This is a genomic window from Treponema sp. OMZ 855, assembly GCF_024181145.1.
GTDB lineage: Bacteria > Spirochaetota > Spirochaetia > Treponematales > Treponemataceae > Treponema.
The window spans coordinates 1,842,817-1,861,495 of record NZ_CP051194.1 but is presented as its reverse complement, the minus strand read 5'-3'; the positions used below and the strand labels follow the sequence as shown (position 1 = coordinate 1,861,495).

General features: G+C 45.7%; 17 protein-coding genes. 13 read left to right on the top strand and 4 right to left on the bottom strand.

Annotated features, from left to right (window positions below; all coding sequences use genetic code 11):
• Positions 1-20: 20 nt before the first annotated feature.
• The 13 genes from rsfS (at position 21) to E4N65_RS08295 (ending at position 14,338) form a co-directional block, all read left to right on the top strand.
• Entirely contained in the window at positions 21-371 is a 351-nt protein-coding gene (gene rsfS, locus E4N65_RS08355) for a ribosome silencing factor (RefSeq protein ID WP_044015550.1), read from the top strand.
• Between the two features lie 69 nt (positions 372-440).
• Complete coding sequence (locus tag E4N65_RS08350) at positions 441-1,898, top strand: HEAT repeat domain-containing protein (protein WP_253672754.1); 1,458 nt, start codon at positions 441-443, stop codon at positions 1,896-1,898.
• A 213-nt stretch (positions 1,899-2,111) separates the two neighbouring features.
• Positions 2,112-2,561, top strand: a complete 450-nt coding sequence (rimP, locus tag E4N65_RS08345) for a ribosome maturation factor RimP (RefSeq protein ID WP_253672752.1) — start codon at positions 2,112-2,114, stop codon at positions 2,559-2,561.
• Positions 2,562-2,570: 9 nt separating this feature from the next.
• A complete protein-coding gene (gene nusA / locus E4N65_RS08340) occupies positions 2,571-4,031 on the top strand; it encodes a transcription termination factor NusA (protein ID WP_253672750.1) in 1,461 nt (486 codons plus the stop codon).
• Positions 4,032-4,038: 7 nt separating this feature from the next.
• Positions 4,039-6,768, top strand: coding sequence for a translation initiation factor IF-2 (infB, locus tag E4N65_RS08335; protein WP_044015556.1), 2,730 nt, complete (start codon positions 4,039-4,041; stop codon positions 6,766-6,768).
• Positions 6,765-7,142 carry a 30S ribosome-binding factor RbfA gene (gene rbfA, locus E4N65_RS08330; RefSeq protein WP_044015558.1) on the top strand — a complete coding sequence of 126 codons (378 nt, stop codon included), beginning with the start codon at positions 6,765-6,767 and terminating at the stop codon, positions 7,140-7,142. Before infB ends, rbfA begins: the two co-directional genes overlap by 4 nt.
• Positions 7,129-8,157 carry a tRNA pseudouridine(55) synthase TruB gene (gene truB, locus E4N65_RS08325; RefSeq protein ID WP_044015560.1) on the top strand — a complete coding sequence of 343 codons (1,029 nt, stop codon included), beginning with the start codon at positions 7,129-7,131 and terminating at the stop codon, positions 8,155-8,157. Before rbfA ends, truB begins: the two co-directional genes overlap by 14 nt.
• 65 nt (positions 8,158-8,222) lie before the next feature.
• Positions 8,223-9,047, top strand: coding sequence for an FAD synthetase family protein (locus tag E4N65_RS08320; RefSeq protein WP_044015562.1), 825 nt, complete (start codon positions 8,223-8,225; stop codon positions 9,045-9,047).
• Positions 9,048-9,050: 3 nt separating this feature from the next.
• Positions 9,051-9,320 (top strand): 30S ribosomal protein S15, encoded by a 270-nt coding sequence (gene rpsO / locus E4N65_RS08315; protein ID WP_044015564.1) that lies wholly within the window; start codon positions 9,051-9,053, stop codon positions 9,318-9,320.
• A gap of 161 nt (positions 9,321-9,481) precedes the next feature.
• Positions 9,482-11,578: a polyribonucleotide nucleotidyltransferase gene (gene pnp, locus E4N65_RS08310; RefSeq protein WP_044015566.1), complete on the top strand. Its 2,097-nt coding sequence runs from the start codon at positions 9,482-9,484 to the stop codon at positions 11,576-11,578.
• Between the two features lie 23 nt (positions 11,579-11,601).
• Complete coding sequence (gene dut / locus E4N65_RS08305; protein ID WP_044015568.1) at positions 11,602-12,057, top strand: dUTP diphosphatase; 456 nt, start codon at positions 11,602-11,604, stop codon at positions 12,055-12,057.
• Between the two features lie 95 nt (positions 12,058-12,152).
• Positions 12,153-13,271 carry an LptF/LptG family permease gene (locus E4N65_RS08300; RefSeq protein WP_044015570.1) on the top strand — a complete coding sequence of 373 codons (1,119 nt, stop codon included), beginning with the start codon at positions 12,153-12,155 and terminating at the stop codon, positions 13,269-13,271.
• Positions 13,268-14,338, top strand: coding sequence for an LptF/LptG family permease (locus tag E4N65_RS08295; protein WP_044015572.1), 1,071 nt, complete (start codon positions 13,268-13,270; stop codon positions 14,336-14,338). The genes E4N65_RS08300 and E4N65_RS08295 overlap by 4 nt, the downstream gene beginning before the upstream one ends.
• A 266-nt stretch (positions 14,339-14,604) precedes the next feature.
• On the opposite strand, the gene E4N65_RS08290 is transcribed toward E4N65_RS08295, so the two are convergent.
• The 4 genes from E4N65_RS08290 to fliS form a co-directional block, all read right to left on the bottom strand.
• Complete coding sequence (locus E4N65_RS08290) at positions 14,605-16,725, bottom strand: methyl-accepting chemotaxis protein (RefSeq protein ID WP_253672748.1); 2,121 nt, start codon at positions 16,723-16,725, stop codon at positions 14,605-14,607.
• Positions 16,726-16,914: 189 nt separating this feature from the next.
• Positions 16,915-17,640 (bottom strand): transporter associated domain-containing protein, encoded by a 726-nt coding sequence (locus E4N65_RS08285; protein WP_253672746.1) that lies wholly within the window; start codon positions 17,638-17,640, stop codon positions 16,915-16,917.
• Positions 17,641-17,691: 51 nt separating this feature from the next.
• On the bottom strand, positions 17,692-18,168 hold the full coding sequence (locus tag E4N65_RS08280) for a flagellar biosynthesis protein FlgN (RefSeq protein ID WP_253672744.1): 477 nt from the start codon (positions 18,166-18,168) through the stop codon (positions 17,692-17,694).
• 4 nt (positions 18,169-18,172) lie between these two features.
• A complete protein-coding gene (gene fliS / locus E4N65_RS08275) occupies positions 18,173-18,619 on the bottom strand; it encodes a flagellar export chaperone FliS (RefSeq protein ID WP_253672742.1) in 447 nt (148 codons plus the stop codon).
• Positions 18,620-18,679 lie beyond the last annotated feature (60 nt).

Sequence of the window (18,679 nt, the reverse complement as noted above, 5' to 3'; positions counted from 1 at the left end):
AGAGAGGATGAGAAAATATTATGGAAGTTAATTTTGAACAGGCAGCTTTAACATTTGGAACGATTTTGCGTGATCTTAAAGCGGAATCAGTTGTAGTGCTCGATTTACGAGAGGCGCATATTTGGACGGATTTTTTTGTGATTGCGACTATAGCGAGCGGTAAACAGGCCGGCGGTCTTGAAGGCAAAATTATGGAAGCGGCGAAAGAAATGCAGATTGAAGAATACCGGACTATCAGAAAAAGTCCGGATGGCGACGAATGGAAACTGCTCGATTTCGGCTCCATCGTTGTGCATTTAATGAGTCCTACCGCACGGAAATTCTACGACCTTGAACGCTTGTGGTATGACAGCCCTAATCTGTTAACATAAGGGTTAAAGTATCGGCGCTTCTTAAAAATAAAATCTTGGAATTCCGATAATGGTTGCAGGAGTATTGTAATGAAAAAACTCATTTTTATGATATTGACCGCACTGTCGGTACTCATGGCACGGACGTATGCGGCTGCGGATACAGCTCCATCAAAAACAACTGCCGATAAAACCGTACCGCAAGTAAAACAGCAAGCGGAACAGGATGCCCAAAGGAGCGGAACGGAAAAACCGGAAGATAAAAAACAAGAGCTTGATGAGATTGAAAAAGCCCGGCAAGCATTGCAGTACGGATTGGAATCGGAAATACTTGAGGTAGTCAATAAGGTTGAGAAGCGTGATTTTGAAACGATGCAGGACGATTTTAACCGCCTGTTTATGGAGACAAAGAGTCCTGCCGTGCGAGAAGGTCTTTTCGGTTTATACCAAAAATATAAAAACACTCAACTGACGGAAGCTGCGGTTGCAGTATTGGCAGACTATGAAGCCCAACAGCGGACGCTGGTAAAGGCGGTGCTGTCTTACCTTGCAACGGTAAAGCCAGAACTCACTCCCGCCTTAAACGAGGCTCTGCAAAAAATGCTGACTCAAGATACGGCGGAGTATGGTGCGGAAACGGTTTCCGTATTAGGCGAAATCGGCAGTGATGAAGAGGCTGTCTTTTTAGCAGACTATTTTGATAGCTTGACAATTGACGATGCAAAGCAGGAACTTATTTTAAAACAGACGATTATGGCTGCGCTCGAAAAGCTGCACAGCGAAGATACCCGTGCGTTTTTATCGGAGCGGGCGCAGGATGAAAATGAAAATATTTATGTTCGTTCCAGTGCTATTGCCGGACTTGCCCAAATGGGGAACCCCGATATTGTGCCGCTGCTGGCGGAGTTTTTTGAACAACCGGAACCGCAGCTGCGGGAAGCCGCAATACGGGGGGCCGCCTCTTTCGATACGGATGAAACCCGAAAGCTCATCTTGCAGGGATTTAAAGACAGCTATTATAAGGTTCGGCTCGAATCCTTAAAAACCGCACAAAAGACAAAGATGGCGGAAGCAGCGCCGTATGTATTATACCGTGCAAAGTATGACCCGACGGATGCGGTTCGCTTTGCAGCGGTAGAAACGCTGGCGGTATTGAATACGGCAGAAGGCAATACATGGCTTGCCGAAACATTCCGTGATTCTAAAAAGAGCGAAAAACTGCGAGTTACTATTCTGAGTTCGGTGTTGAAGCACAATTCTGCGGCGCTTGCAGCTGATTTGGATACGGTGGTGCTGGCGACCGTAACGGATAACAAGCAAAAGAAACTACGGTATGAGTTCGGTAAGGAAATTGCAAAAATCGAAAATACTGCAACGGCAGAAATTTGCAAAGCTTTTTTACAGAGTGATGATGTATTAACCAAGAGTATCGGGCTTGATATGTTTAAGACGAACGCTCCGGCGGATGCCCGTGCCTTAGTGGAAGCCATTGCGCAAGACGAAAAACAAGGTGCACTGCAGCGCCGCGCCCAGCGATTGCTGAAATAACGGGTAAACGGTATTCTTGCTGCCTTGGTGTACGGCATATCTTGGCAGCATGAGCCTCCCCCGATGAACCTGCTGCCGACATCGATAGGCGGCAATCTACGGCTTGCATAAACTTTTTCTTTATGGTATTCTCTATATAGAACTTTATTATCCTTATAAATCTAGGCAGGAGTCGTTCAAACGGCTCTTTTTTTGTTTACGGGAGTTGATGCAATGGAATATGTGCAAAAAGAAACCGTTCCGTATTTTACCGATTATGAACAACTGGTTACCGGTCTCGGATACAAATTGGTTGATTTACAGGTTGTTCATCAAAAAACAATGTGGTTGGTAAAGGCCGTTATCTACAGTAAAAATGGAGTCGGGATAGACGATTGTTCAAAGGTACATCGGGCGTTATTATCGCGTGCAGAAGTTCTGCTCAATTCTCAAGATATTCAAATGGAAGTAAGCTCTCCGGGGCTTAACAGAGTAATAAAAAATGCAGCGGAATTTCAAGCCTTTATCGGAGAAAATATAAAGGTGTTGGAAGTTTCCTGTCCCGATTGGCTTGAGGGTGAATTGCTGGCTGCGGATTCGACGGGTATCTGTTTAAATATTTCCGGCGGGCAAAGGGATATCCGGTATGCGGATATAAAAAAAGCGAAATTGAATAAGATCTAAGGAGTCGTGATGGCTGGGGTAAGTATTGAAGATGTCCGTAAATTCGCGTTAGAAAAAGAACTGGATGAAGATCTTGCATTTAAAATTGTTGAACAAACATTGAAAGCTGCATACAAAACGGCTTTTAAGACCGATGTTAATGCGGTAGTTATTACCGGTGATGATGCAGTAAGCATTTATGCACGTAAAAAGATTGTTGATGATGTTGTGAACCCTGTGCTTGAGGTAGATATAGAAGAGGCAACAAAACTTGCGCCTGACTGTGAACTCGGCGATGAACTTCTTTTTGAGCTGGATCCTAAGGATTTTAAGCGCGGCTCAATTCAAGCGGGTGTGCAGCGCGTGCATCAATCGACGAGAGAGATCCAAAAGGACAGCATTTATTCCGAGTATAAGGCGAAAGAGGGTGAGATTATCATCGGCTATTATCAACGGAAGAAAAACGATAATATTTATGTCGATCTCGGAAAAGTTGAAGGGCTTTTACCGCGGAAATTTCAACTTCCACAGGAAATATATCATCCCAATGATAGAATAAAAGCGCTTATAAAAGAAGTGAAAAAACACCGGCAATCAAATGTCGTACAGCTTATTCTCTCCCGCACCGATCCCGATTTTGTGCGCCGTTTAATGGAACTTGAAGTTCCTGAAATTTACGATAATATTGTTGAATTGTACAAAATCGTCCGCGAACCCGGCTACCGGACAAAGGTTGCCGTTATCTCTCATAGAGAGGATGTGGATCCCGTCGGTGCTTGTGTCGGTCCGAAAGGTACCCGTATTCAGACGATTATTACCGAGTTGGAGGGAGAAAAAATCGATGTGCTTGAATATTCGAGCGATCCGGCAGTATTTATTGCCAATGCCCTCTCACCGGCTGAAGTATTGGATGTTGTTATCCTTGATGCGGAAAAGCGTACGGCGCTTGCCGTTGTTGCGGAAAGTCAGCTTTCAATTGCCATTGGAAAGCAGGGCTTGAATGTTCGGTTGGCCAACCGGCTGGCAGATTGGAGTATCGACGTTAAGACTGAAAAGCAGTTCCAAGAGATGGATATCCATGCTGAAACCCGTAAGGCTGCTGAAGAGCTGTTTAATGATGAGGCTGTTTTACTGACCGAGGTTGAAGGTATTGACCCTGATGTGTTAGCGCTCTTGCATGAGAATCATATTGAAACGGTTGAGCAGTTCTTGGATACTTCGCATCAAGAACTCTGTGCGCTTCCCGGTATGTCGGAAGAAAAAGTTAAGACTCTTGAGGCATTGATCAACGAATCATTTGAGATCGTCGATGAGAATCAGGAACCGGAACAGGAAGCCCAGCCTGAAAATCAAACAATGTCTGCACCTGCTGAAGATGCGGAAGAAGAAGTATACGAATGTCCCGAATGTGGGGCACCGATTACGATCGATATGACAGTCTGTCCTAACTGTGGTGTCGGTTTAAGTTTTGAATATGAGGACGAAGAATAGGAGTTGTATGGCAGAAGGTATCGAAAATACTCAGGAACAAAAAGTTATTCTCAAAAAGGCAAAGCCCGATTCTGCATCGGTAGCGGCAGCCCAGCCTCAAGTACAGCAGGCCGTAGAACAGAAACCGGTACGGACAATAAAACGTAAACTGAAACCGGTAGCGCATCCTACGGCGAACGCAGCTCCAGCCGGCGCAGCAGGAAATCGTCCTGCCGGCGAGCAGAAGCGGCGTCCTGTTGTATCTTCAACTCCTGCGGATTCTTCCCCTCAGGTGAAAAAAACACCGGAGCATTCGGCGCAGCCGTCGGAACGAAAAAGTTCTGCTTATACGCAGGGGGAAGAAAACCGCCGCGTACAAAAGCATAGCGGCGAACGCACGGAACGCTATGATAGGAATCGATCTGAAAAGCCGATGCGGAGAGAAAATACCGAAACTCAATCTCAAACTCAACAGACACAATCGCAATCGGATAATAAGAATCAAATCCGTTCACTGGATTTAAGCAGCAAACGGCCAGACCGCCGTGCGGGAAACCTTGCGGGTGGATCCAAGCCGATGAACCGGTTCGGTAACCAAGGTAACCGGCATAATAAGCCCGGCTTTACCGGCGGACAGGGACGAACCCAGCAGCAACAGGATGGACGCGGCGATCAGAACAACCGCGGAGGACGTCCGGGCGGCTATTCATCGGATAGACCGCGGACAGGCGGCTTTAATAAGCCCGGTTTCCAAGGCGGACAGAATAGAGGTGGTGCCGGCGGTCGTCCGATGTCAAGCCCGATGCCGCTTGAAACCAATAAGCAGAATACCAAAAAGGCGTTTAAGGGCAAAAAGACTTATTCACGAAAGGATCAGGAAAGCGAGTTCTTTGAAGAGAAACTGCTGCAGCAGAAGAAAAAGGCTAAAGAAAAGGTAAGCGCCGTTCCTAAGAGCATCGAGATGATGGAATCCATTTCCGTTGCAGAATTAGCTCGAAAGATGAACCTCAAAGCATCGGAGCTTATCGGTAAATTGATGGAAATGGGCATGATGGTAACGATGAATCAATCCATCGATGCGGATACTGCAACCATCCTTGCTTCGGAATATGAGTGTGATGTTAAAATCGTCAGCCTCTATGATGAAACCATTATCGAAACTGTCAACGATGAAGATGCAGAGTTGCTTACCCGGCCGCCGGTTGTTACCATCATGGGACATGTTGACCACGGTAAAACCAAGACGCTTGATGCTATCCGCAGTACCAATGTTACCGCCCATGAGTTCGGCGGTATTACCCAGCATATCGGCGCCTATATGGTATCTACCCCCAAGGGAAATATCACCTTCCTTGATACGCCCGGCCACGAAGCATTTACAATGATGCGCGCGCGCGGCGCCGAGGTTACCGATATTGTCGTATTGGTAGTTGCGGCCGATGACGGTGTTATGCCTCAGACGATTGAAGCGCTGAACCACGCGAAGGATGCAAAGGTTCCGATAATCGTTGCAATCAATAAAATCGATAAGCCGGAAGCAAACCCCGATAAAATAAAAACCCGCCTCGGTGAACTCGGTCTTGTTGCCGAAGAATGGGGTGGAGACACGATATACGTTCCCATTTCAGCCTTGCAGAAAAAAGGTATCGATGACCTGCTCGATGCAATCCTGTTACAAGCGGAAGTATTGGAACTGAAGGCAAACTATAGCTGCCGTGCGGAAGGAAAGGTTGTTGAATCTAAGATCGATCACGGACGCGGCGTTGTCGCAACGATTATCGTACAGCGTGGAACCCTCCGAACGGGCGATCCCTATGTCGCAGGTGTTTATTCCGGACGTGTTCGTGCTATCTTTAACGACAAAGGTGAAAAGATCGACGAAGCAACGCCGAGTATGCCGGTAGAGATTTTAGGACTTGAAGGAATGCCGAATGCGGGCGATCCCTTCCAAGTAACCGAATCCGAACGCATGGCTCGCCAAATTTCGTTAAAACGGCAAGAACTCAAGCGGTTTGAAGATTCACGTAATGTGAAGAAGGTAACGCTCGATAACCTGTATGAAACGATCACCGATGGTGAAGTCCTTGAACTCAAAGTAATTATTAAGGGCGACGTACAGGGATCGGTAGAAGCCTTGAAGCAATCGCTTGAAAAACTGTCTACAAAAGAAATACGCTTGAATGTTATCCATGCGTCTGCCGGTGCTATCAATGACTCCGATGTTATGCTCGCTGCAGCGGATTCCAATGCAATCATTATCGGCTTTAATGTTCGTCCCACATCGCAGGCAAAGGCGCTTGCCGAACAGGAAAAGGTCGATATTCGTAAGTATAATGTTATCTATAAAGCCGTTGAAGAAATTCAGCAGGCTATGGAAGGAATGCTCAGCCCCGACATTAAAGAGAACGTTATCGGTATGGCTGAAATCCGCAGCGTCATTAAAGTACCTAAGATTGGCAATATCGCCGGTTCATATATACTTGAAGGTACGGTAAAACGGAGCAGTACGGTTCACCTTATCCGCGACGGCATTGTGGTGTTCTCCGGTAAGCTTGCGTCCTTGCGCCGATTTAAGGATGATGTCAAGGAAGTGGCTGCAGGTTACGAATGCGGTATTGCGCTCGAGAACTTCAACGATATAAAGGTCGGCGACCAGCTGGAGATTATCGAAACCGTCGAGGTTGCCCGTAAGCTGACTGATACACAGCATTATGAAGCCCCCGAAGCTCATACCGGTAACGGAGAAGCAGCTGAATGAGTGAGTTCCGTTTGGATAAACTCGCGGAGCAAATCCGCGAGGAAATTTCTCAGTTGATTTTTTCAGGGAAGATAAAAGATCCGCGCGTTTCCAACTTTCTTTCGATAAACAGAGTAGAAGTGTCCGGCGACCTTGCGTACGCAAAGGTGTATGTTTCCAGCTTTATGGATACGCATAAGACAAAGCAGGGCGTTCGGGGTTTGGAAAACGCGGCGGGATTTATCCGCACAAGCTTGGCAAAAAAGCTGCATATCCATCAGTGTCCTCAGTTTACCTTTATCTATGACGAAAGTATCGAAGAGGGCTTTAATATGGTGAAAAAACTTGAAGCCTTAGAAGCCGCCTCGGATTCCGGGAACAATGCCCAAAAGTGAACCCCAATTTATTATCCCTTTTGCAAAACCGTCCGGTATAACCAGCTTTACCTCTCTTTGGCAGGTAAAACATGCGCTCGGTACTAAAAAAGTGGGGCATACCGGTACGCTCGACAGCTTTGCTGACGGTTTACTTGTATTGCTTTCCGGGAAACTGACCAAACTTGTACCGTATATCACGGATTTTGATAAAACCTATCGCGTGCTGTTCTATTTCGGGAAGGAAACCGATACGCTCGATCCCGAAGGCACCGTCATCGCCGAAAAGCCGCTTCCGGTGTATGCCGACTTCGTTGCGGCGATCAAGCAGCTGACCGGAACCATCGAGCAAGTGCCGCCTGTTTATTCGGCGGTAAAGCAGGCGGGGGAGCGGCTTTCCGATAAAATACGGCGCGGAGAAACGGTAACCGTACCGCCTCGAACCGTTACCATCTATAATATCGATATCGAAGAAATTTTTTATGCACCGAAAGTTGATACGGATGCCGAAAAATCCGAAGCAGGCGCAGCTCAAAAAGTGCTGGGCGCGGTGCTGTGTGTGCGCTGCTCCAAGGGAACGTATATCCGTTCATTGGTGCGGGATATTGCCCATCGATGCGGTTCTGCCGCGTATGTCTATGCGCTCCGCAGAACGGCAGTTGGGCCATTTACCCTTGAACAGGCGGCCTGTTTTTCGGCGCTGCAGCCTTTCGGAAGCGCTGCAGTGAGTACGGAAGGTGCACCGTATTCGGTTACCGAAGAAGAGATAAAACGGGCGGCGCTGCCTTTAAATGAAGAAATCGCCGGTGCCATGCATTTTCAAATAGCGGTGCTTCAAGAGAAATATTATGCTGCGTTTATGAATGGAAAGCCCATCAACGGGCACTGGTTTACAGGTACGCAACCGCTTTCTGACGGCGGAACTATCGCGGTGTTTTACGAAAAACGTTGTGTAGGTCTGATCATAAAAAACGGTAACCGGTTTCATTATCAAATAGTATTTAACAGGGGCACTGTAAACGCATCAGATGCGTAAATTGATTTGTGCAGCGTATATTACAAAGAATCTGAGGCGTTTGCCCTGATAGGCTGGCTGGAGTGATGAAGATTATCTATTGGGATGATTTAATAAAAGGAAAAAACTTGTATCCGCAAGGTTCCGCTATTTCGATAGGTGGGTTTGACGGGCCTCACCGCGGGCACGAGCGTATCTTGTCGGCGGTGTTAAAGGCTGCACGACATAAGGGCATTCCCGCTGGAATCATCACTTTTTTCCGGTCTCCTCGGTCGGTTAAGGCGGGAAATACTTATGCAGGCGATGTTTCTACACTGGAAATGCGACTGCAAAAATTTGCCGAGCAAGGATTTAGCTTTACGGTGCTGATTGACTTTTCCGCTGATTTCGCTAAAATAAAAGGTACTGTTTTTTTTGACATACTAATAAAAACTATCTGCATAAAATATCTTGCCGTTGGCAGTGATTTTACCTGCGGGTATCGCCACGATACGGGAGTAGGGGACTTACAGCGCCTTGCTCGTGAAAGGGGCTTTTGTTTTGATTCCATTGAACAGCTTTATTCGGCACGGCAGGTGCGTATCAGCTCAAGCGCAATACGGCAGGCTGTTGAACAAGCTGATTTCACCCTTGCAAAAGACCTTCTCGGGTATCCTTTTTTCTTAGATGTCGAAAAAATAGTCCAGCGGAGAGAGAACACTGTATGGTCTATCGAAAAGTCGGCTGTAACACAGATTCTCCCACAGAGCGGACAGTATTCAGCCTGCGCGTATTTACGGTCGGGGGTGATTATTCCCGTACAGGTGAAAGTTACGGATACTTTGCTTGAAGTTTCCGGAGAGACCGCAGCGCCGGTTCCGTTTGCCGCGGAAACATTAATACATAAATTGGAATTTATACGGAAGGAGTAAGAAATGGCACTTACAAAAGAACACACTGCATCGGTTGTTATGAAATTCGGTGCAAACGAAAAAGATACGGGCAATACCAAAGTTCAGATTGCGTTGTTGACCGATAGGATCCGACAGCTCACCGAGCACTGCAGAATCAATAAAAAGGATAAGAGCAGCCAGCGGGGGCTTTTGGTATTGGTAGGACAGCGTCGGCGCTTGCTGAAGTACTACAAGCGTACCAACCTCGAAGGCTACCGTGCCCTTATTAAAGAGTTAGGCTTGCGCAAGTAAGATACACGCTGCTTAATGTACCGGAAATTGCTAATAGCGAACGTTTTAGTAATTTTCTTTAGATTGTTTTAAGCGGCATAAAACGGTTACCTATCGGGAACAGGTAGGTAGCCGTTTTTTATAAGTAGTTTGAGAAATTGTAATTAATAGAAGGAAAGCTTATGAGACAAAGAGTAACGTATAAGATCGGAAATGAAGAGTTAATTTTAGAGACAGGTCATCTGGCAAAACAGGCAAACGGCGCTATTTATGCGCAATTCGGCGGAACCGCAGTGTTGGCGACGGTGTGTGCGTCATCTACGGCAGTTGAGGGACTCGATTATGTACCGGTAACCGTCGATTATAATGAAAAATACTATGCAGCAGGAAAGATACCGGGCGGTTTTATCAAGCGTGAAGGCCGTCCTAAGGATAAAGAGATTTTAGTTTCGCGGCTGATCGATCGTCCGATGCGGCCGTTGTTTGAAAAAGCATTCGGGCGGGAAATTCAAATTGTACCGACTTGTATTTCCTCGGATATGATCAATCCGCCGGATATTTTAGCGGTTATTGCAAGTTCGGCTGCGGTTGTTATTTCCGACATTCCGTTTAACGGGCCGGTTGCGGGCGCTCGCGTGGCATACCTCGACGGTGAGTTTATAATAAACCCGACCTTCAGCCAGATTGAAAAGGCTGATATGGAAATCGTTGTTGCGGGTACTGCCGAAGGCATTACGATGGTAGAAGGCGGCGCTCACGAGGTTTCGGAAGAGGTTATGCTCAAGGCCTTGGAAAAAGCGCATGAATTTATCAAAGCGATCTGTGCGTTGCAAAATGAGCTCCGCGCGGCGTGTGGCAAGGAAAAACTGCCGCTTGCACCGGTTAACGCAACGCTTGCAAATAAAGATGCCATTTACGCAAAGGCTTACCCCGAACTTTCTAAAGCCTTATATACAAAGGGCAAGGTAGAGCGCCGCGAAGCCTGCGATGTTATCAGAAAGGCGCTCGCCGAAGAATATGCGGAGCAGCTTACCGATGAAACACAGGCGAAGCTCTTTGCCGCTTTATTCGACGATATGGAATACCATATTTTGCGCGAAAACATACTGGAAAAAGGCTTGCGGGTTGACGGGCGCGGCTTGGAAGATATCCGTCCCATCACCTGCGAGATTGGAGTGCTGCCGCGTCCGCACGGTTCTGCGGTGTTTACCCGCGGGGAAACACAGTCGCTTGCCGTTGTTACGCTCGGTACCGTGTTTGACGAACAAGTTTATGATGATATCGAAGGCGACCGCCGAGAGAATTTTATCCTGCATTATAACTTCCCGCCCTATTCGGTCGGTGAAGTAGGACGGCTTGGAACCGGACGCCGCGAAATCGGGCACGGGCACCTTGCGCACCGCTCGCTTATGCCAATGATTCCGTCCAGAGAAGCGTTCCCGTATACCATCCGCGTGGTTTCCGAAATTCTGGAATCCAACGGTTCTTCGTCAATGGCAACCGTGTGCGGCGGTACGCTTTCACTGCTGCACGCCGGCGTTCCGATGAAAAAGCCGGTAGCCGGTATTGCGATGGGACTTATTACCGACGGAAGCCGCTTTGCGGTACTCTCCGATATTCTGGGCGAAGAAGACCACCTCGGCGATATGGACTTTAAAGTTGCCGGTACCGCAGAAGGTATTACCGGCTTCCAGATGGATATTAAAATCGCCGGCGTTTCCGCTGAGATTATGCAAAAAGCGCTCGAGCAGGCAAAAAAAGGCCGGCTCCATATTCTCGGCATTATGAATCAGACTATTTCCAAACCCTCCGAGCAGGTGTCTAAGTATGCGCCGCGGATTGAAACACTCAAGATTCCGGTTGATAAGATCGGAGCGCTCATCGGGCCGGGCGGAAAGATTATTAAGGCGCTGTCCGAACAATACCATGTAACAATCAATACCGAAAACGACGGTACGGTTACCATCTACGGGCGGGATTCTTCGTCCGCGCTCGGCGCCAAAGCTGCGGTTATCGGCATCGTAGAAGATCCTGAGGTGGGCAGAATTTATGAAGGAACCGTTAAGTGCATCAAGGATTTTGGCGCCTTTATCGAAATTCTGCCCGGCAAGGAAGGCCTCTGTCATATTTCCAAGCTTTCACGCAGCCGCATCGAAAAAGTGTCCGATGTGCTGCAGGAAGGACAAAAAGTACCCGTCAAGCTTTTGGAAATCGATAAGCTCGGCCGCTTAAATCTTTCGTATATCGATGCCTGTGAAGAGCAGGAAAAAAACCGTTAAGCCGCTCATTGAGGAAAAAAACGGTGAGTATTGCTGATGGGGCAGTAAAGGTTTTTTCCGTACTCAAGGAAGGAGCCTTGCTGCCTGAATATCAAACACCCGGTTCCGCAGGAGCGGACTTATATGCATACCTGGCGGAACCGATAACGCTGAATCCGATGGAGCGTAAGCTCATCCCAACGGGGCTTTTTGTTGAATTGCCTGTGGGGTATGAGCTGCAAGTACGCCCTCGGTCGGGGCTTGCGCTAAAATACGGTATTACGGTGCTCAATACTCCCGGTACGGTTGATTCCGATTACCGCGGAGAGCTGTGTGTGCTGTTGGTAAACTTCGGCAGCGAACCTTTTACCGTACAAAATGGCGATAGGATTGCACAAGCCGTGGTTGCTCAGGCGGTTCAGGTGAGCTTTGTACAAACTGATGCACTTTCAAAAACAGGACGGGGCACCGGCGGCTACGGCTCCACCGGAATCGCGTAACTGAACGCAATGGAGCCGTTATAAAAAGAAAAATACCCCTGCTACTGTATTTGGAGTTATCGGCATTTTTGCGTTTCGGAGATTAAAAGAAGAAGATGATGGGCATAAGACAAAGGCTGCTTTTTTTATATATTATAAAAGAAATGCTGCTGTACTTTTTTGTCTGTTTTTTGTTTTTGTTCTTTATCTTTTTTGTTAATAATATTCTGCTGCTGGCAGAAGATGTCTTATCAAAACAGGCTCCCTTTAAGGATGTCGCATTGTTGATGCTGTATTCGCTGCCTGCAGTTATCGCAAATGCTGCTCCCTTTGCCGCCTTAATCGGTATATTAATGGGGATTGGCCGGTTTGTCAGCGATTTGGAATTCCTTTCTATGAATGCGCTTGGCGTTTCGCCTCGTTTTCTGATGCTGCCGGTACTGCTGGTCGGTTTAGTTGTTTCGATAGTTTCCTTTTTTACCAACGATGTATTGCTGCCTGCCAGTGCCGTCAATTTTAGACGAGTCTATTGGGATATTGCAACCTCAACTCCTGCACTGGAACTTTCCTCTTATTCCATAAAGCGCAATCGTAATGCGGTTGTTGTAACGGGATTAATACAGGATGGAAAAATCCATAATCTTTTGATTGTCGATAAAAATGCTGATAAAGCATTCCGTATACTCGGTACGCAGACTGCGGAAATTGAAAAATCCGATGATCCTTCAATCGTGATGTCGCTTAAAATGGCTCTGCCACATCTTCTTATTTTAGATCCTTCCGATAAACAAAAATATGATGCAGTAAACGGCGACGCAGTAACCTACAACGTGCTTGCAAAGAGCATTAAGTCCTCTTATTTTAATACAATCGGTCCGTCCGAAATGTCCTCATTTGACCTCTATAAGGATATAAAGGAAAAACAAATACAAAACGAAGACAACCGGATACTCAATTTGTATTGGATGGAATTTCATAAGAAGTTTTCCATTCCTTTCGGTGCCTTCTTTTTTGTGCTGCTTGCCTTTGCCATCAGCAGCGCCGGTAAGGTACATAATCAGGGTGTAGGTTTTGTGTTGGGGCTTTTAATTGCCGTCGCTTATTGGGCGCTGTTTATGGGTGGGCAGACGCTCTGCTTACGGCTTGATTGGAATGGGACTATCGCTATGTGGGTACCCAATATTATGGTATTTGCCGCCTCTATTGCACTGTTGGGGAAAAAATTATTCAAATGAAAATTCTTCAACGATATTTGCTGCAACTTTTTTTCCCCGTCTTTGTGCTAACACTGTTATTTTTTATTTTGCTGTTGCAGCTCGGCGATCTCTTTCTTAATCTGGCGCAGTATTTACAAAATCAAGTACACTTTGTTACGCTGCTTCGGGTAATGTATTTGTATTTGCCAAAATGTATATCATTTGCAATGCCGCTTTCGGTATTGTTTGCAAGTTCGTATACAATGGGAAATATGTATGCAAAAAATGAGCTGACATCGATTTTTGCCTCCGGTATGCCGCTCGCCGTATTGGTAGCTCCACTTGTACTGTGCGGATTTTTGTTATCGCTTGGGATGTTTTATTTTGAAGACCATATCTTAATTCATTTTCAGCGGCAAAAAATTGCGCTGGTAAATTCCATCTTGGAACCTCAACAGAATTTGAACAGCAGTGATGTGGTTATTTTATCCGAGTCGGGAAAGATTGTATATTTTGCCGATTACTACGATGATAATCAAAAAGAATTGAGCAATGTACTGATTGTCATGCGTACCGAATCGGGAGATATTTCTTCCGTTGTAAAAGGAAGTTCGGCTCATTGGCAAACCGATCACTGGGAAGTGTCTGATAAATCTATTTACACCTTTGCTGCCGACAATGATGTCCTCTATCAAGATACCATCGATGAAACTCTTTTTTCCGAACCTCCCGAAACCTTCCAGCGGAATATTACCTCTATTGATGAAATGACTGTTGCACAAGCAAAAGTTTTTATCGATAACCTAAAAAAGATGGGGTTGCCCTATCATGAATATCTTTCTCAATATTATCGCCGCTTTTCATTTCCGTTTACGACATTCATTGTTTTATTTTTTTCGGTTTCCATCGGCGGCCGGTTTAAAAAAAATATCCTGCTGATGAGTTTACTCTTCAGTTTAGCCCTTGCAGTTCTCTATTATGTTACCGAGATGATGACCATGGTTTCTGCAAAATGGGAATATATTTCTCCGCTTGCCGGTGCATTTCTCCCTCTTTTAATTTTCACGCTCTTGAGCGTCGCAATGCTTAAAATAGCGCGTACGTAAAAATCATACCTGCTAAACTTCCGTTCCAGAACTAACCCCTAGAATTACGGCGGGTTCTTAGGGTAGAACCCTAAGCCGTTATTTTTCTTTTTAGGGGTCGTAGGGGGCATTTTTCTTTTTATCGGAAAAACTATTTCTAATGCTTTTGAAAATAGACGATGCAGATACGAGGCGCGAGCACAAATTAACCGCAGGCGTATCTTTGATACGTTGAGGATTAATTTGTGCGCAGCAACGAAGTAGATGCGCCGTATATTTTCAAAAGTCTAGGTTTTGAATTTAGAAACTTCTACAACTAAATTCTCAATACTCTGCTTATTCTGCTGCGTAATACCGTTAACTTCCTGTACTGCGTTATTGATTTGTACGGCGCCGGAAGCCATTTCATTCATACTGTCGGTAATAACACGGGTGAGGTTATCCAGTTTTCGCATTTCTTCCGCAACACCTTCACTGCCCTTCAACATTTCAGCGGAACCTGCTTGTACCTCCAATGTTACCATATTGATGTTTTTGATCGCGGTAAGCACTTCTCTACTGCCGTGTTCTTGTTCGCGCATTGCCTCGGTAAGGCTGTTACTCATCTCTTTAACCTGTTCGGCAAGGGTAAAGATTGTATTGAATTTTCCTTCGACGATTCTGGAAGAATTTGCAAGCGTTTCAATTTCACCCGATAGCGTTTTAAGCGTTGTTGTTATTGTTTTGCCTTGAGCGGCTGAATCTTCGGCAAGTTTGCGGATTTCATCTGCGACAACCGCAAAGCCCTTGCCTGCTTCGCCTGCGTGTGCGGCTTCTATCGCAGCATTCATTGCCAGCAGGTTTGTTTGCGATGCAATATGTTGAATAACGCTTGAGGCTTCTATCAGAGACCCCGACTCTTCGGCAATCTTTTTGGTAACCGCATTGGAGGTTACCAATGTATCTTTTCCGTCTCCCGTAGCGCCGGTCAGGCTTCTAATCGCCTCATCGGTTTTACCGAGCGTTTGCCCGATCGATGTAATGTTTGCAACCATTTGTTCTACTGATGAAGAAGATTGGGCAACACTCGCAGCTTGCATTTCGATACTGCCGTTAAGCTGCCGAATAGTGCGTACAATCTCTTCGATAGTAGCCGCTGTTTCGGTAACGCTTGCCGCTTGGGTAAGCGCTTGTTGCTTAACGCTTTCGATATTTGCATTTATTTGGTGTATAGCGCTGGCAGTTTCGGTCATATTGCTTGCAAGTTCTTCGCCGACACCCTGCATAACGTCCGAACTGGCTCCGACTGCTTTAACCGATGTGCCGATTTTCTCTATTGTCTGATTAAAGTAATTGGAAAGATCTGTTATCTCATCTTTGCCTACAACCGGTAAGCGTACCGTTAAATCACCTTCTCCTTGTGCAATATCTTTTAACGCCTCAACCGCGGCCTTTATTGGTTTTACTATTTTATACGCAGTGATATAGACAACCATAATTGCAACCAGCAAGATGACGACTGTAATGACAGAGAGCGATTTTTGCATAACCGCTATACTGCCTAGAAATTCATGTATGGGGGCGGAAAGAATAACTCGCCATCCGGTACTTGCAATTATTCCGAAGGCTGCTATTTGCTCTTCGCCTTGCCAATGAAAGTATCCTGTATCGGGCGCTGTAGATTGCAATGCTCTTTTTTCAAAGGCTGCTATTTCGGCAAAGGCGGTATCTCTTTTTGCTTTTTCCATGCTGTTTTCTTGGGATTTTACCGCCTCAATATCAGGATCTCCGATGGTATTGCCTGAGAGCCCTATAACATAGCAGTCCCCCGTTTCCCCAATTACAATATCGGATATCATTTGGGAAAGACCGGCCGCGTCTACCCGTGCATATAAGACACCGATGATGTCCTTTTCGTCGTTATAAATCGGAACCGCGAAAAATGTGAAAAGTTCATTAGTTGCACGTGAAATCATCGGCTCCGTTACAAATGATTTTCCGTTGAGCGCGGATTGATAATATTCCCGATCAGCAACATTGGATTGTCTCCCATCGGTAAGCCATGCATTTCCTTCTCGATCGCAAATTCCGAATGCATTTATTTTTGAATTACTGAATGCGAGTTCATTTGCAAGGATAGAAATTTTTTGTTCATACGGGATGTCTTTTCGGAGAGCTTCTTGCCGTGCGATAGCTGTAAGACTGGCAAAAAAAGTATTGATGCGTTCATCTATCAATGATGCGGTGTCTTTCGCTTTTTCGGTCAGTTGAAGATGAACTTTTTTTATCATTGCATTTTTTGAAATCGTTATTGCCGTAATTCCTAAAACGGAAATTGCAAGCAGCATGAGTAACCCGAATACACAGATAAGCTTACGTTGAATTGAAAAATATTTTCGGGGGCTGCGAATACTGATTGTGTCCTTCATGTTTTGTCGGTCTCCCACCTATAAAATGTTAAAGTATCGGTTTCTTCGAATAAATATCGTCTGTATCGATACTTAACAAGATGCGATTATATTCATAAACATATTTTTGTGCAAGACCATAGCGTATTTTGTATTTTAATTGTACAGATTGCGGGATAGTATAAAGAGGGGCCTAAATGTATGGGGCGGTTAAGCTTCTTTTTTCTTTATTGCGACCTGATCGATTCGCTGTCCATGCATACCGAGTACCGTGCAGATATAAGAACCGGTATCGATGCTGTCGCCGAGGCGGGGAATGGCATCAAGATGGGCAAGCAGGTAGCCTGCAAGGGTGTAGTATTCTTCGGTCGGATGGCGTTCAATATCATTTAAAAGCCCGATCGCCTGTATTTCGTCAAGGCTCATCTGTGCACTGACAATAATACTTCCGTCCGCTTGCCGAACGGGGTGCTGGCCTGTACGGCTTGCAGACTGAATACTTCTATTAAACAAGCTTTCCAATAGACCGTCTTTAGTGATAAATCCTTCGATGCCGCCATATTCGTCAATAACGCAGGCGCTATGTGTGTTATGCTCGTTCAGTAATTCAAGGGTATGCTTGATGGTTTGTGATTCGGGAATGAACAGCGGTTTTGTTAAAACTTTTTGCAGATTCGGCGGCGGCGTTTCAAACCTGCTTTGCAAATAATCCCGTGCGCTGACAATACCGATAACTGCATCGATTTTGCTTGCACATACCGGAAAATAGTCAAAATTTTTGTGCGTCTTTATCAGTGTAAGAATATCCTGACTCTTATCCGTAATATCAATCCATACAATATCGGAGCGGTAGGTCATGCAGCTGCCGATTTTTCGCGTATATGCAGACGGTTCCTTTTCTTTTGCCTGATATTGCGGCGGTAATGGGAGGTTCATACGGTATGTGCAGCGTAAAAAATGCAGAGCATAAGGTTCGAATCTTATCGATTATAAACTGAGATCGACGAGAGCCGCAGTGCGCGCCGTACCGGCATAGATACTTTCTTTGTGTGCATAAGGCCGCTTCAGCGATGCAACTTGCTGCCGTAAACCGGTAATATGTGTTTGCAGAAGCTCACGATTCTTTTTATTTTGAGCCAAAACCCTTTTTTGTAAGTCATCCAAATCCGTTTTAAGATGAGGAATATCCGAATGATCCGTATTCTTGCAGATATTGGTATACATATATTCCAGTGGATCGATTACTTTTTGAATAGTAAATATTTCGGCAATAATGGACTCTTCCAATTCCGTGTGCTGTAGGACAGCATCGGTGTTTTCGTCGGAAATACTTTTTTCTTGCTTTTCCAATACTGTCAAGTATTCGCGGAATTTAAGCCGCTGCTGCTCTAACAGCGACCTGAACCGTTTGAGAACGGCGATCCGTTCGGCAATTTCGGAATCATTAAGCGTAGCTGTATGCATGGCCTTATCCTGCTATATTTACACCGGAAGCAACCGGTTTTATTTCTGTTGCAGCGGCGGCAGTTGAATTGACAACATGATGCCATGCTTCGCGAAGTTCTTCCATCATGCTGCGTACCGTAATAAGCGGCTGCGGATCCTTTTGCATATTGGCTTGAAAAAGCTGTTGGTTAAAGAAGGAGTAAAGCGATAAGAGATTTTCGGCAATTTCTCCTCCCTCATCCATATTTAAGGATGCCATCAGCTCGGTAATAACATCCTGCGCTTTTAAAATGTACTGGTGAATGCGTTCAATATTTTCCGCTTCAATTTTTCCATCAGGCATGCCTTCAATGGCAAGGGTAATATTTTTAATACCCTCATCATACAGCATAATGATCAGAGATCCCGGACTTGCCGTTTTTACACGTGTCTCTTTATATGCCGTTAAGGCTTGACTGTTATAACTCATTTTTAATCCCCCATGCGATCGCGTGTTCCTTCTATCTTATCGGCAAAAGAAACGGTCTGT